Source organism: Odoribacter sp., assembly GCF_985060555.1.
Genome location: NZ_CFKYFN010000053.1, coordinates 16,481 through 31,915, shown reverse-complemented (window position 1 = coordinate 31,915; position 15,435 = coordinate 16,481). Strand labels below are relative to the sequence as shown.

The following is a 15,435-nucleotide window of genomic DNA, read 5'->3' as shown; positions in this document are numbered from 1 at the left end:
TGCGGGGGAATACCTAAAGATACAAAAAAGCCAACTAATTCGCAACATTTTATGTATGAATTAGTTGGCTGATTTTATAGTATTTACTGAATGTCCCTAAATAATTCCTGTTACAACCGTCCTTCTACAGCCTCTCCGGCAACACTTTTCACATCATAAACAATACCGTTTTCTTTACACAACTCCCTCAATCGCAAAGACCGGAATTCCTGATGAGCAACAGCCAATACCACCGCTTCGTATTTTTCGGCGGGAAGGGTATTCTTCATTTCTAAACCGTAGACTTTCCGTACTTCCTCGGGAGATGCCCAGGGATCGTAAACATCGACTTCCAAGTCAAATTCTTTCAAAGCAGCGATAATATCGACCACTTTGGTATTTCTGACATCGGGACAATTTTCTTTAAAAGTAATCCCCAGCACCAGAACTTTAGATCCCTTGATACATTGTCCTTTCCGGATCATACACTTCAACGTTTGTTTGGCCACATACTCGCCCATACTGTCGTTCAGTCTGCGTCCTGCCAGGATAATTTCCGGATGGTATCCGTATTCCTGAGCTTTCTGGGCCAAATAATAGGGATCCACACCGATACAATGTCCTCCGACCAAGCCGGGCCGGAAGGATAAAAAATTCCACTTCGTAGCGGCAGCTTCGAGCACAGCTTGTGTATCGATATGCATTAAATTGAAGATTTTCGACAATTCGTTGACAAAGGCGATATTGATATCCCGCTGTGAATTTTCTATTACCTTGGCTGCCTCGGCCACTCTGATAGAAGGAGCCAGATGGGTGCCCGCCACGATAACCGAATGATAGAGCGCGTTCACTTTCTCTGCCACCCCGGGAGTAGAACCCGAAGTTACCTTTTTAATTTTTTCTACCGTATGTTGTTTATCTCCCGGATTGATTCTTTCGGGGGAATAACCGGCAAAGAAATCTACATTGTATTTTAATCCTGAAACCCGCTCTATCACAGGGATACAGTCTTCTTCGGTAGCCCCGGGATAAACCGTCGATTCATAAATGACAATATCTCCGCGAACAATCACCTGACCGACTGTCTCACTAGCCCTGATCAACGGAGTGAGATCGGGCCGGTTATGTTTATCGACAGGAGTGGGCACGGTAATGATATAATAATTGCAATCTCTCAGATCTTCCGGGTCACAGGAACAATACAACCCCTTCTCTCCCCGTTTGGGAACGGAGGGGCGCAATACCGATTTCATCACTTCTTCCGACACTTCCAGTGTCCTGTCTATCCCTCGGTTCAAGGCTTCGATACGTTCTTTTTTCAAATCGAACCCGACTACAGCATATTTTGTCGCAAAGAGACGGGCTAAAGGAAGTCCTACATACCCTAATCCGACGACTCCGATTTTAATCTCTTCCATCACTTTCTTTTTAAATTCTCCCAATACCATTTGACCGCTTCCCTCAATCCCTGTTTCATATTAAACCGGGGATCGTATCCCAACAACTGCCGGGCTTTATCGATAGAGGCCAGAGAATGCGGAATATCTCCTTTCCGGACAGGGCCGTAAACAATATCCACGTCAGCAATCCGGGCGTCGTAAAAGCCCAACAACTCTTTGAGATAACCGACCAATTGATTCAGCGTGGTATTCTCCCCATAAGCGGTATTGTATACCGTATTTACAGCCTTCGGATTCTCCGTATTCATCGCCAGCCAGTTCATCTGTAAGACATTGTCGATATAGGTAAAATCGCGGGAATATTCACCGTCTCCGTTAATGACCGGAGATTCATACCGCATCAGTTGTTCCACGAATTTCGGGATAACGGCAGCATAAACACCGTCCGGCGATTGCCGGCGTCCGAATACGTTGAAGTAACGTAAACCGATACATTCCATCCCATATACCCGTCCGAACACATCGGCATAAAGCTCGTTCACATATTTGGTGATGGCATAAGGCGATAAAGGGCGCCCGATCACCTCTTCCACTTTGGGCAAATTCTGAGAATCGCCATAAGTAGAAGAACTAGCGGCATATACAAAACGTCTGACTCCGGCATCCCGGGCAGCGACCAACATATTCAGGAAACCCGAAATATTCACTTCATTGGTGGTCTGCGGGTCATTGATCGACCGCGGTACGGAGCCCAAAGCTGCCTCATGAAATACATATTCCGCCTCAGCCACTGCTTTGCGGCAATCTTCCGGTTTGCGGATATCCCCCACCTGCAATTTAAATCGCTCCGGATATTCCCTCAATAAAGCTTCTATATTTTCAAATTTACCTGTAGCAAAATTATCCAGACAAGTCACTTCCTCCCCTGCCTTCAAAAGATATTCACACAGATTCGAACCGATAAAACCGGCTCCTCCTGTTACTAAAAATTTTCTCATTCCAGCCACTTTAAAGAATAGATTACAATACCATCTTTCTATTTCGAATTATCATGTAACAAAAATACTGCTTTCTGCTTTATTCCTGCGAATATTCCTAAAAAATATTACCTTTGTCTCCAATTATTTACCAGTGTGCTTTATCATGCTAAATATTGCCGTCATATTAGCCGGGGGTTCAGGACAAAGAGCCGGAGGGGGTATTCCAAAACAATTCAAAAAAATAAACGACAAAACGATTTTGGAATACAGCCTTGAAAAATTCAATTCAGCCCCTTCGATCGATGAAATTACCGTTGTCATTCATCCCGAATGGCGACAAGAGTGTGAACATATCCTTTCTGATTGCCGTATTTCCAAGGTAAAACATCTTCTCGACGGTGGTAAAGAACGTTATCATTCTGTTTTAGCTGCGTTGAAATTTTATGCCGGCCGCCCGTGTAATCTGCTGATCCACGATGCTGTACGTCCGTTGGTCTCCCAGAGAATAATCGAGGAGGTCATCACCGAACTTCAAACTTATAAAGCTGTCAATGTGGCTATTCCCGCCACAGATACAATCATCGAAGTCGATCCCACCCATGCCTATGTCTCCCGCATTCCGGACCGGAATATTTTGTACCAGGTACAAACTCCTCAAGGATTTCACAACCAAACTTTACAAGAAGCTTATGCCCTGGCATTGAAAGATCCGGATTTTAAAACGACCGATGACTGTAGTGTCGTTAAGAAATACCTCCCTCAGGAAGAGATCAAGATCGTGAAAGGAGAAGCGTGTAACATGAAATTCACTTATAAAGAAGATATTATCATACTAGAACAACTATTAAAAAACGAAGGAAAATGCTACGTCTAACAGCTCTTATTTTACTGTTTATCGGGGGATTACAAGGTTATGGTCAGGACTGGAAAGGCTATTACCAGGCCGAAATCGGTGGTGGAGTAACAGCAGACCGGCTTCCTTTCTGGCTGCATACCAACACATTTGGAAAAATCACAAACGACACTTATTTGTGGGGGACTGTCGGAGTAGGTACTCCTTTCAGTAAAAGCGATACCCGTGCTTTCGACTACTCATTCGGATTCGAAGGTACCGGTGCTTTAGGTCGTAAAGAACACCGCATTTTCATCGACCAGCTTTACGGTCGTGTACGCTGGCAAAACCTGATCCTGGATTTAGGTATCATCAAACCGGAAATTGTTTACGACGGTCTGTCTTCTACCAACGGAGACATGCTGTATTCGACCAATTCCCGGAGTATGCCAGGTATTAATCTCCATACACAGGATTTTATCAAAATTCCCTGGATAGGGAAATGGGTGTCTTTCAAAGCCCGGTACGGAGAATACCTCATGATCGACGATCGTTATGCCGGTAACCGTACCCGCTTACATCACAAAATGCTGGACATCAGATTTACGATCATTCCCCAGCTCAGCATCGAAGCCGGACTCGACCACTATGCCCAATGGGGAGGAGAGACAGAAAAAGACGGTAAACTCCCGACCTCTTTCAAAGATTATGCCCGGGTGGTACTTATTAAAGCCGGAGGAGGGGATGCTCCTGAAAATGAAATCAATAAACTGGGGAACCACATCGGTAATGAGTTTTTGAAAATAAGATATAATAACGAGCGTTGGGGGGCTGAGTTCTATTACGATCATATTTTCGAAGACGGATCGGGTGAAAAATTCAGAAACCGTCCCGATGGACTCTACGGACTTTATTTTACCCGGAAAAAGAATTTCAAATGGTTCAAAAGTTTCGTCTACGAATTTTATTATACCAAATGCCAGAGTGGCCCCTTCCACAATGATCCGGTCAGCGGAGAGGTCGTCGGAGGTAACGATAATTATTTCAATAACGGAATTTATCAGTCGGGGTGGACATTCTACGGTCAAGTGATCGGTTCGCCCTTTTTCACTCCCAAACCGGAAGAAGCCAGCGGGATAACCCGGGGTGTACTCAATAATCGTTTTTATGCCCATCATCTGGGAATTTGCGGGGATCTGCCGGGAGATATCCGTTACAAACTCATGATGAGCTACTCCCTGAATTACGGGACCCATTCGGTCCATTTCATAAACAAAAACGGCGAATATACCACTAAACCTCAATTCAGCTGGGGCTTGGAACTCATTGCTCCGGACACCAAGCTTCCTTTCCATACAGCGCTGAATGTCGGGTTTGATAAAGGCGATTTATTAAAGAACAGTTTCGGCATCATGCTTAAAATATTTAAAACGGGATTTTTTTAAATTTTTCAAATAAAACAAAACCAAATTTATGACTTGAATCGTATATGTAAAAGCATAGTCTATCGACACAACTAAGGATAAAAACAACAACCAGTAATGAAAAAAATAATTATCAGGACCCCTAATTTCATAGGGGACACGATAAATACGACTCCTTGTTTAGAGTTGATAAAACAGGAGTATCCGGAAGCGGAATTTACTATTGTCGGACCGGATTTTGTCAGGGAATTATTTAAATACGATCCCCGGATTACTCATTATATTACTTTCCCGCTCAAACGGAAGAAAAAATTATCTACCTATTGGAAAATTGTCAGGGAATTAAGAAAAGAAAACGGTGAATTAGGTGTCATTTTTGTTAATACCTTTATTTCTGCTTTGCTTTTCAGATTAGGAAATGTAAAAAAGAATATCGGTTACAATAGAGAAGGCAGAGGTTTTCTGCTGGATTTCAGTCCTGAGATCAATTATCACAAACATTACATCAACCGGTATGCTTTTTTATTCAATGAGTATATCGGGAATAAATACGTATATTTACCCGAATTATCGCTCCGGTATACCGGTCAGAAGACTTTCCAATTCGATAATTCGCATAAGACCATCGCTTTATATTTGGGAGGCGAGAACAAAGAATTCCGGAAATATCCGGATGAATATGCGGTTCAGCTCCTCAGGCTGTTGAATCGGCAAGGCTACAACCTCTTGCTTATCGGGGACGAAAACGACAACATCAAACACACCCAATATGCCGAGGAAGCCCGTATCGATCATCTGATCAATCTGACAGCACGCACAACTATCGAAGGTTTTATCAATACGATAGCCAATGTCGATTTGATCATTACCATCGATTCGAGTGCTCTCCATATAGCGGCTGCCGTAAAAACTCCTTTTATCGCCCTGATGGGCCTTTCTACCAGCCCGACATCGACAATCCTTCCTAAAGTTCCGTTAGGACGGATATTGAAAATAGAAAATAATCTGATCCGGGAAGAAGATTATATCCGTAATATCACCCCGGACCTGATACTGAAAACCATTTCCGAATTGATTTAATCGCTTTCGTGTTCTAAAGCATAGAATTGATCCCGGAAGACATAAAACATCATTAAAAAGAACATGACAACCGGAAGTGCGTCATTTACGATCAGCAATACTTCAAAATTACTGTCAATAAAAAAAGCGACCAGGAGCGATAAGGCAAGAAAAGAATATTTTTTGCTACAGATCATGCTTTTTACAGGATACACAAACCAACTCAGTATGAAAGCCAGTCCGACCACACCCATCAACATCCAGTATTGCAGATAAGAATTGTGGCTATGAGTCAGCGAAGCGACAACCCGGTTTCCCGATGCCTGATACCATTGTTTCGACACCACATTCGTATACACCCCTAATCCCCAAATTCCCCACGAATCGATATTTTTCAAACAAGACTGATAGAAAACGATCCGGGGTACTAAAGTAGATCCCCCATCTAATTTTCCATTATTCACATCTTCAATCTCCTGTTTCAACTGTATCCACCTTTGATCGAAACTCGCCGGACGAAAAATATATCCGCTTATTCCAACAAGCAGAATTACCCCGATAAACATCCAACGCTGCCATACGGAAAGTTTTCTAAAGAAATAAAGATTGAAAATAACGAAACCACATAGAAAAGAGAGTATCGAACTTTTTGTGACTGTCAGGCTAAGCAACCATACGAACAGAGCAAAAGCAGTGAAAGCGATAACTTTCTCGCCCATTTTCGTACGGATAATTCCGAAGAAATAAGCGATTAAAGCAGCCGCATAAATCTGTAAAGCCTGTGCATCCAGATAGACTTCACCATTTAAAAAGTGCTTGGTACCCCCAAAACGACTGGCATACAAATTTTGCACGACAGTCTGTGGAGCAGTAAACCAATTCTCCCCTCCAAGATGAAAAAGCATGACCAAATTGAAAGTCAGGACACTGATACAAAAACAAAGTAAAAATTGCTTCAATAACCGCAAACTGACAAAACTTTTCAACGAAATAACATACAGCACTCCCAATAAAAATACCAGAAATTCTTTTTCAAAAATTCCGAATCCCGGTTTCAGCCCGGCATATTTTCCGGAAGTCACAATAATCAAGGTATGAACAGCTGAATATAAAATATAAATGACCGGGATTGCTACATAATACTTGTATTTTTTTATATTCCTTACAAAATCATCTTTATATTTGACGATGTTATAAATTAATCCTAAAGCGATCAAACCCGTTTGCATAGCATGGAACAAGGCCCCCCAAGTCCCGATAAAAAAAGCAATAAGCAAAAAAAGCTTGCTTTCCAGATTCTTCATATGAATTATTTTATTCAGACCTTAATTTGATGAATGGTGCAAAAGTACAATATAATTTTGATTTGGCACTTATATCTGTTTACATTAAACGTACGTTTTATTCGTGTTAACAGGTATATAATTGCCATAAAATTTTACAGAATCGGTTTTGTATATTTTTATTTTATATTTTTGCATATTCCAGGGATTCAAATTATCCCTGCAGATTTAGAAAAAAATATCAACATGGAAAAAAAAATCACCTATCTTGACCGGAACGAATATAACTATGGACCCTGTCCAGCAGTAGGAGAAGTACTTAAGAATTTCGATCCGAACAATCTTTGTTTCTATACCCGTATATATGATGAAGGTAAAAAAAGTATATTCTCAGATTATCTCTCTTCGATCTATAATATTCCTGAAAAACAAATCATTCTCGGTTATGGTGGAGAAGATATCCTGAAACAAGTGGTACACTGCTTTTTATCAGGTAAAGAAAAACAAAAGACATTATTGATCCCTAAATTTTCATGGTGGTATTATAAATCGATAGCCGATGAAGTAGAGGGACGAAGTGTACTTTATCCTTTATACGAAGAGGGAAATACGTTCAAATACGATTTCGAAGCGATGAAAGAAGCTATCCGGAAAGAAAATCCGGAAATGGTATTGATTGCTTCGCCCAATAATCCGACAGGGAATTCCCTGACTTCTGAAGAACTCGATCAGATTCTTTCTTTTATTTCGCCGGAAACAGTGGTCGTTATCGACGAAGCTTATGCTTCTTTCGCCAACAAAGATACCAGTTATATAAAACCTTTATTGGAAAAATTTCCGAATCTGTTGATTGTACGGACTCTATCTAAATTTTACGGACTTCCCGGATTACGTTTGGGTTTCGCTTTCATGGGAACTGCATTAACCCGCTTTTTGAACTATAGTACCAAATATTTGGGTTATAACCGTTTATCGGAAGAACTGGGAATTGCCGTATTGAAATCGACAGACTACTATCAGCAAGTTGCCGATCAAATGGCCGAAGACCGGCAAATGTACATGAACGAACTGAATACCCTCGAGGGCTTCAAAGTATACCAGTCGAATGCGAATTTCATTCTGGTGAAGTATCCGATCGAACTGAAAGCAACTCTTCAGGCTGCCTTTAAAGCCAAAGGATACCAGATCAAATTCATGAACGAACCGGATATCAATACTCACATGCGTATTACTTTGGGCACACATCGCCAGAATGTCGAAGTAATCGCTACGATAAAAGAAGTCGTCGCACAATGAAAGCTATTATACTCGCGGCAGGTATGGCTTCACGCCTCCGTCCCCTGACAGATCACAAACCCAAATGTTTGCTGGAAATCGGGAAACAATGTCTGCTGGGCAGAGCTATCGAGGGATTAATTTTTAACGGTATCCGGGAAGTGGTTATTGTCACCGGATACCTGCAAGAACAAATCATCGAATTCGTTCAGCGACACTACCCTGATTTAAAGGTCGAGTATATTTACAACGAAAAATATGCTTCAACCAATAATATCTATTCCCTTTGGTTGACTAAAGATAAAATCCGGGGGGAACGTATCTTACTTTTAGATAGTGACATCCTGTTCGATCCGTTATTGGTAAAAGCCGTATTGGATTGTCCCGACACTACTTGTCTGGCTCTCAACGACCACCCGCTTTCTGAAGAAGAAATCAAGGTTATTCCTGATGCCCAAGGTAAAGTAGCCGAAATCAGTAAAACCTGTTCCATCGGAAAAGCTATCGGGGAATCTATAGGTATCGAAAAAATGTCGGGCGGTTATACTCATGCTTTAGTGGATGAACTCGACCGGATGATTCTGCAAGAAAATCAGGTCAATATTTTTTACGAAGCAGCCTTCGAGCGTCTGATCGCCCAAGGTCATACTTTCGGTATCGTAGATACGACCCCGTTTTTTTCTATGGAACTGGATACCGTTGCTGACTTTCAGCAAGCTATTGATAAAATTCCTGCACATTTATTATAATATCTGTTATGCGTATTGTTTTATTTTGTGAACAAAAATATGCCATCAATATTCTGACTCCTATTCAGGAAGAGGCACTGAAAAGCGGAGGACACGACATTTTATGGTATGTCCATTCCCGGAATATCCCTGACTTTCCCTTAAAAGACCGCGTGAAGTGGACCGACAGCATACAAAAGATTTATGATTATTCGCCGGAAGCCATTTTCGTTCCCTGCAACATTGTCCCTTATTATCTGCCGGGCGTAAAAATACAAATCTTCCATGGTTATGCTGCCGAAAAGAAAGACCATTGGATGATCCGAAGATATTTCGATACCTACTTTACCCAAGGCCCTTTTTTCACCGAAGGTTTCAGCGCTCTGGCAAAAAAATACAAGGATTTCGAGGTAGTAGAAACCGGTTGGCCGCGCCAGGATTGGATTTTTCAGAATCTACATACTTTCGATGAAGAAAAATCCCGGCTGTTACAGCAACATCAACGTGAAAAATTAGTACTTTATGCACCGACTTTTTCGCCTTCTCTCACCTCGCTTCCTCATTTGAAAGCGGGACTCGATAGATTAGTGCAGGAAAAGGATATCCTGTTATTATTAAAATTCCATCCTTTGACGCGTCAGGAATGGACTGATGAATACCGGGAATGGGCAGCCTCTCAAAGGCATGTCATCTGGATCGACGATCATAACATTACCAAATATCAGTTGATGGCCGATGTCATGATCAGTGATACTTCATCGACGGTATACGAATTTTTATTGCTGAACAAACCGGTAATTACCTTTCAGACGGTAGCCAAAGATATTTATTGGATCGATATACAACAGACAGACGAACTCCCCGAAGCCTATGAACAGGCCCTGCATGACGAAAGTGCCGCACTTAAACGCCAATGGATCATAGACAACTACGATCCTTATCTCGACGGAAAGGTCGGACAACGGATGCTGGCCGCTGCCGAAGATTATATCTCCCGGCATGGGGTACCTGCCAAACGAAAACTGAACCTTTGGCGTAAATATACCAGTATCAAAAAATTCGGAAAAATCAAAAAACACTGAAATTCTTATCGTCGATGAAAATTGTCCTGAATCCGGAATACAAATTCCTGCAACAATTTGTACAAGATCTTCCAACCCGTTTCGCCTCGGAAGGGAAAGTCATTCAAGACAAAAGAAATACGATTAAAGTATTCGAATACAAAGAATTAGAAATAAACGTAAAACGTTACAGAGTTCCTATACTCATCAATCGGATCGCATACCGTTTTTTCAGAAAATCAAAAGCGGTCAAAGCTTATTTCAACTCTTTAGAAGTCCGGAAACGGGGGTTTAATACTCCGGAATCTATCGCTTGTATCGAAACCTTCCGGGGTGGTTTACTTCATTACAGTTACTATATCAGCCTTCAATGTCCCTTTCATAAAGAGATGAGAGAACTGTATTTCGGTCCCCTTACGGGTAATGAAGACTTGCTCAGAGCTTTCGCCCGCTACACGGCAGCCTTACATGAAGCCGGTATTTGCCATCAGGACTATTCTCCCGGGAATGTCCTGGTCAACGGGGAAGGCGATTGTTTTCAGTTTGCTTTGATCGATATCAATCGAATGAAATTCAGGCAGATGGACCTAAAAAAGGGATGTAAAAACCTGATGCGGATGTTCGAAAACGAAGAGATATATACTTTCATCGCACAGGAATATGCCCGAAGCAGACATTTCGATCCCCAACAATGTAAGGCCTGGATCCATTATTACAACCACCTCTCTTTAAAAAGAGATTATCGTAAAAAGAAATTCAAGGCATTCAAAAAAAGATTCTTTTAAAGCAGACTCCATTATTGAAAACTGTTCATTTATCGAGGATCATCCCGTTCCTGTGAGAGACCTTACCGTTTTGTTTAGAATATCATTTTGTCATTATTGCGTCGAATACTCCTTTCAGTCTCCGTACATACTCCTCCATGGTATAATCTGTCCTGATTCGCTGATAACCGGCTTCTCCCATCATTTTGGTTTTTGCACGGTCAGCAGCCAAAACCCGGATCCCTTCGGCAATCGCTTGCGGAGATCCGGCCTGTACGATGATACCTGTCCGCCCGTCGACGACCAAATCCCGGGCCCCCGGAATATCCGTTACGATGCAGGCCACTTTACAGGCCATCGCTTCACGTAAACTACGGGGAGAGGCATCACGGGTCGAAGGACAGATGCAGACATCTTTACCCGGTAAATAATAAACAGCATCTTTATGAGGACCTAACATATGTATTTGTTTCGCAGCAGGGCCATTTTGTGCCAATTTATAGTCGGCTTTATCATACTCCCCCAAATAGATCAAGTGGATGTCCGTATCGGTCAGTAGCTCCAAAGCCCGGATCAAAATCCGTAATCCTTTAAAAGATCTTCCCTTGGTATTGGCCAGGCATATAACTTGAAAAGCGGTCGACGGTATTCCCGCTACGGATTTAGGATGAGCCCATACATCTTCCATCCACATAACCTCGTAGGGTTTCGGAGACACAGTCATTCGATCCGGAGAAATAAACCGGGCAAGTTGTTGTTTTATATCTTCCGTTGCACACATCACATGGGCTATGCGTGGATTGAGAATACCCAGATAATAAGTCGGGTCGCTCCTTCTGATTTTAGCCTGCGTGCCCCGATACCCTACCACCCGGGCAGGTGTCCCCCAGGAAGCGAACAATGCAATGGATAAATCGATGCTACTCGAAGCATAGATTACATCGATACGATATTTCTTTATAATCGAACGCACCTCCTTGATAGAGGCATATTTAAATTTACTTTTAAAATGAGGTATTCTCAAAGCCACACATTCCTTAGGCAAGGCCTCTCGTTCTTCATCAGAAGTATAAGTTGCATAGGTTTCGATCCCCTTCCCCCTCATCGCCTGAAGCATATGGTAATTTATAATATCGATACAATGAAAAACACCGAGCAAACGCATAAAAATCAATATAATTTCCTATTCCGGCAACTCCTTCGATATATCCTGTTTCTTTATCCGGTTTTCCCAGATTTTAGCGATTGTAACAAATTTATAAAAGGCATCCATTCCGGCATTGATCACACCGGCCTTCCCATCCCGAAAACCTCCCTTCAAAATATAAGACTTGAAAAAACGATATGCCGGAGCATAAAAAATACTAAGAAAAGTATATTTCTGTCCGGTACGTTTGGGGATCTCTTTGCTGGTGTAAATATTCAGTTTATTCAACTTCAATTCCAGCGGATTGTTGACTAAATGAATAAAAGCCAGCTCTTTTTTATTACGGGGCACCCGGATCACCTTTCCTTCTACCCGGGGAACTGCATGTACATATGGAGGCCAAAAAGCATTTTGCTTACGGAAAAAACGTAAGATATAATCCGGATAATCCCCATGTATGAATTTTCCCATCAAATAATTCTTCCGTGGGATCCAAACTCCACCGATAGCACGTTGTTCCCGAAGGAGAGTATATAAATAATCCTTCAAGTCCGCAGGAACAATTTCATCCGAATCGACCACCAACACCCAATCATAAGTAGCCGAGTGTATGGCAAAATTCCGGGCCGGTTCACAAAAATCGGTTTTCTTATGATAAACGATCTTACAATCGAACTTTCGGGCTATTTCAATCGTACGGTCGGTGCTATACATATCACACACCACAATTTCATCGAATTCTTTCACCGAATTCAGTACCCGTTCCAAAAATTGTTCTGAGTTATAAGTCTGAATAACCACGGATATTTTCATCGCCTCCAATTTAAATGTTCGTTTATTTTGGTAGCGAAAAATCATCCGGTGCGATAAGCCGGCGAATTCTATCCCGGTTAGTATTAGAATGATAAAATTTGTACATCCTAAAAGATTCTTTATCTTTGCCCGACAAATAAACGAAGGTTTTTATTGCCTGAAGTCATCTACGTATTATTAGATAAAAAGGAATAAATGAGGAAAATTATACTCAATCCCCAATATAAATCTCTCTATACCTTCATCGAAACCCTCCCCCAAAATTTCAACGCAGGTGGAGAAATCGTCCAGGACAGACGGAACACGATCAAGAAATTCAAGGTGAATGGTCTGGAAATAAACGTAAAACGTTACCGGGTTCCGATTTTCATTAACCGGATCGCTTATACTTTTTTCCGGAAATCCAAAGCTTGCCGGGCTTACAACAATGCTTTCGAAGTCATCAAACGGGGATTCGAAACCCCTGAATCGATCGCTTATATCGAAGAATTTAAGGGAGGATTACTACATTATAGTTATTATATCAGCCTGCAATGCCCTTACCGACGGGAAATCCGGGAATACTACCAGGGACCGTTACAGGGCAATGAAGCTTTGATGACTGCATTTGCACAGTTTACAGCTGCTTTACACGAAAAAGGAGTTTGCCATGAAGACTATTCGCCGGGGAATGTACTTATCGCACAAATAGACGGACAATACCATTTTTCCCTGGTGGATATCAACCGGATGACTTTTAAACCGATGAACCTCGAAGAAGGTTGTAAAAATTTCAGACGCATGTTCATCAGCGACGAACTCTATATTTTTCTGGCTAAAAAATATGCGCAATGCCGGAATTTCGATCAGGAAGCATGTATCCGGCTGATGTTGAAATACAATCATTATTCCATACGAAGAGATCAGCGGAAAGAACGGTCGAAGGCTATCCGAAAAAAGATTTTCGGATAACTCAACCCTATTCAGCCTTTAAACGATAATCGAGAAATGAGTAATCGAATTCATTTTTCTCATCGGCATGATGATCTTCACGGCCGATCAATTCCCATTTATCCGGATCTATGGCAGGAATGAAAGTATCCCCCTCGGGAGAGGTATGTACTTCTGTCAGATACAACTGCGAAGCCTTATCCCAAAATTCACGGTAGATCGAGCCTCCTCCGATCACAAATACCCGTTCTTCCCCTTTTAGCAGTTCCAAAGCTTTCGGGATATCCGGCACCACCTCGGCACCAGGGGCGACAAAACCGGGATTACCGGAAATCACTACATTTCTTCGATTGGGCAGCGCTCTTCCCATCGATTCGAAAGTCTTCCGTCCCATCAATATCGCATGACCGGTCGTCAGCGCTTTAAATCGCTTCAAATCTGCCGATAAATGCCAGATCAATCCATTATCCCTTCCGATCACATGATTTTCAGCAGCAGCAACTATAATCGCTAATTTCATATTTTTCAAAATTTAAATACTTAAATATTCAACAAAAATAGGACATAAAACGACAATCCCGAAAAAAAAACGGAATATTCAGGCTGTAAACAGACTTTATAAATCAGTCGGATTGCATATTATAAAAATTTTCCACAACTTTGTCAGGCTAAATTCCGTAACCGACCCGTTAAAATGATGAATTTACTTTGTGTATCCCACACAATTGATATTATAAATTATGGCATGTTGAAAGCTATTCAGGCCAAAGGCTTCAACACTTATGTCACTTATACCACTGAAGACGAGCATAAAGCTATTCCCAAAGACATCACAGGCATCGAAGTGCCTTATTTCCGTAAGAAATTTAATTGGCCGACTATTCAGTGTATCCGTAAAATTATTAAAACCCATCAAATCCATGTCATCTATGCCATTAACAGTTCCGATCTGTCCAATGCCCTATTCGCAACACTTGGAACTCAGGTTAAAGTCGTCGGTTACCGGGGTACACAGGCTAAAATCAGAAGGAGTGATCTGACTTATTATCTAGGCACCCTAAATCCAAGGGTAGCTCACATGATGTGTGCCACCCAGGACATCAAAGAACAGCTGTCTAAATTTATTTCTCCGGCCAAGATGACCGTAAATCCCAAACCTTACGATGTCAACTGGATGAAGGATGCTTTCACTCACCCCCAGTCGGTCGAGGGCATTCCTGACGATGCTTTTCAAGTCGTATGCCTGGCCAATACCAAACACCGTCCTTTCAAAGGTCTCCGGCAACTGATTGCAGGTATGCATCTGATTCAGGATCCCCGGGTACATCTGATTCATTTGGGCGATTACGATGAAGCCGACTACCAATTGGCCCAACAAGGGCCGGCAGCAGCCCGGATTCATATGCTCGGTCTGCGTAAGGATGCCGTCCATTTTCTGCCGGGTAAAGATGTCTGCATCTGTCCCTCTATCCGGGATGCCTCCCCCCGCAGCTTGCGTGAAGCTATGGCTTGTAAGGTGGCTTGTATCGTAACCGATATTCCCGGAGCCCGGGAATTGGTGGTCGACGGCCAGACCGGTATGATCATCCGCCCCGACTCACCGGAAGCCATTGCAGCCAGTATCGGAACACTGGCCCGGGATCCCGAAAAAACGAAAGCATTCGGAGAAGCCGGATACCAGCGGATCATCACCCATTATACCATGGAAAAATATGTACAGAATCTGACGAATGTTTTCCAGCAAGTTATCGATAAATAAA

At 42.2% G+C, this 15,435-nt stretch carries 15 protein-coding genes; 9 read left to right on the top strand and 6 right to left on the bottom strand.

Annotated elements, in window-relative coordinates; all coding sequences use genetic code 11:
* Positions 1 to 110 precede the first annotated feature (110 nt).
* Positions 111 to 1,397 carry a nucleotide sugar dehydrogenase gene (locus tag AC5RDS_RS07005; RefSeq protein WP_022160594.1) on the bottom strand — a complete coding sequence of 429 codons (1,287 nt, stop codon included), beginning with the start codon at positions 1,395 to 1,397 and terminating at the stop codon, positions 111 to 113.
* Positions 1,397 to 2,377, bottom strand: a complete 981-nt coding sequence (locus AC5RDS_RS07000; RefSeq protein WP_118121861.1) for an SDR family oxidoreductase — start codon at positions 2,375 to 2,377, stop codon at positions 1,397 to 1,399. The genes AC5RDS_RS07005 and AC5RDS_RS07000 overlap by 1 nt, the downstream gene beginning before the upstream one ends.
* A gap of 145 nt (positions 2,378 to 2,522) precedes the next feature.
* Between AC5RDS_RS07000 and ispD the strand changes: the two genes are divergently transcribed.
* From ispD to AC5RDS_RS06985, 3 genes are all read left to right on the top strand, one after another.
* Entirely contained in the window at positions 2,523 to 3,233 is a 711-nt protein-coding gene (gene ispD, locus AC5RDS_RS06995) for a 2-C-methyl-D-erythritol 4-phosphate cytidylyltransferase (RefSeq protein ID WP_087382446.1), read from the top strand.
* Complete coding sequence (locus AC5RDS_RS06990) at positions 3,221 to 4,636, top strand: capsule assembly Wzi family protein (protein ID WP_087382350.1); 1,416 nt, start codon at positions 3,221 to 3,223, stop codon at positions 4,634 to 4,636. Before ispD ends, AC5RDS_RS06990 begins: the two co-directional genes overlap by 13 nt.
* A gap of 96 nt (positions 4,637 to 4,732) precedes the next feature.
* The gene (locus AC5RDS_RS06985; RefSeq protein ID WP_087382353.1) at positions 4,733 to 5,695 is read left to right on the top strand and encodes a glycosyltransferase family 9 protein; all 963 of its coding nucleotides are present in this window, start codon (positions 4,733 to 4,735) and stop codon (positions 5,693 to 5,695) included.
* Here the strand turns inward: AC5RDS_RS06985 and AC5RDS_RS06980 are convergent.
* On the bottom strand, positions 5,692 to 6,978 hold the full coding sequence (locus AC5RDS_RS06980) for an O-antigen ligase family protein (protein WP_022160598.1): 1,287 nt from the start codon (positions 6,976 to 6,978) through the stop codon (positions 5,692 to 5,694). The two genes, AC5RDS_RS06985 and AC5RDS_RS06980, sit on opposite strands and share 4 nt — an antisense overlap.
* Positions 6,979 to 7,203: 225 nt before the next feature.
* Between AC5RDS_RS06980 and AC5RDS_RS06975 the strand changes: the two genes are divergently transcribed.
* From AC5RDS_RS06975 to AC5RDS_RS06960, 4 genes are read left to right on the top strand one after another with little or no spacing between them, the layout of a single operon-like run.
* Positions 7,204 to 8,253 carry a pyridoxal phosphate-dependent aminotransferase gene (locus tag AC5RDS_RS06975; RefSeq protein ID WP_013613687.1) on the top strand — a complete coding sequence of 350 codons (1,050 nt, stop codon included), beginning with the start codon at positions 7,204 to 7,206 and terminating at the stop codon, positions 8,251 to 8,253.
* A complete protein-coding gene (locus tag AC5RDS_RS06970; protein ID WP_118404519.1) occupies positions 8,250 to 8,981 on the top strand; it encodes a phosphocholine cytidylyltransferase family protein in 732 nt (243 codons plus the stop codon). The genes AC5RDS_RS06975 and AC5RDS_RS06970 overlap by 4 nt, the downstream gene beginning before the upstream one ends.
* Before the next feature lie 8 nt (positions 8,982 to 8,989).
* On the top strand, positions 8,990 to 10,042 hold the full coding sequence (locus AC5RDS_RS06965; RefSeq protein WP_306445939.1) for a CDP-glycerol glycerophosphotransferase family protein: 1,053 nt from the start codon (positions 8,990 to 8,992) through the stop codon (positions 10,040 to 10,042).
* A gap of 14 nt (positions 10,043 to 10,056) precedes the next feature.
* Entirely contained in the window at positions 10,057 to 10,806 is a 750-nt protein-coding gene (locus AC5RDS_RS06960) for a lipopolysaccharide kinase InaA family protein (RefSeq protein WP_113028034.1), read from the top strand.
* Between the two features lie 82 nt (positions 10,807 to 10,888).
* On the opposite strand, the gene AC5RDS_RS06955 is transcribed toward AC5RDS_RS06960, so the two are convergent.
* Entirely contained in the window at positions 10,889 to 11,950 is a 1,062-nt protein-coding gene (locus tag AC5RDS_RS06955) for a glycosyltransferase (protein WP_041557054.1), read from the bottom strand.
* Between the two features lie 18 nt (positions 11,951 to 11,968).
* On the bottom strand, positions 11,969 to 12,745 hold the full coding sequence (locus AC5RDS_RS06950) for a glycosyltransferase family 2 protein (protein WP_022161271.1): 777 nt from the start codon (positions 12,743 to 12,745) through the stop codon (positions 11,969 to 11,971).
* Positions 12,746 to 12,940: 195 nt separating this feature from the next.
* Here AC5RDS_RS06950 and AC5RDS_RS06945 point away from each other — a divergent pair, with 195 nt between their 5' ends.
* Complete coding sequence (locus AC5RDS_RS06945; protein ID WP_013613681.1) at positions 12,941 to 13,696, top strand: lipopolysaccharide kinase InaA family protein; 756 nt, start codon at positions 12,941 to 12,943, stop codon at positions 13,694 to 13,696.
* A gap of 7 nt (positions 13,697 to 13,703) precedes the next feature.
* Here AC5RDS_RS06945 and AC5RDS_RS06940 read toward each other — a convergent pair whose 3' ends face one another.
* Positions 13,704 to 14,195, bottom strand: a complete 492-nt coding sequence (locus AC5RDS_RS06940; RefSeq protein ID WP_118103687.1) for a dihydrofolate reductase — start codon at positions 14,193 to 14,195, stop codon at positions 13,704 to 13,706.
* Positions 14,196 to 14,420: 225 nt separating this feature from the next.
* Here AC5RDS_RS06940 and AC5RDS_RS06935 point away from each other — a divergent pair, with 225 nt between their 5' ends.
* Positions 14,421 to 15,434, top strand: coding sequence for a glycosyltransferase (locus tag AC5RDS_RS06935; RefSeq protein WP_118103685.1), 1,014 nt, complete (start codon positions 14,421 to 14,423; stop codon positions 15,432 to 15,434).
* Position 15,435 lies beyond the last annotated feature (1 nt).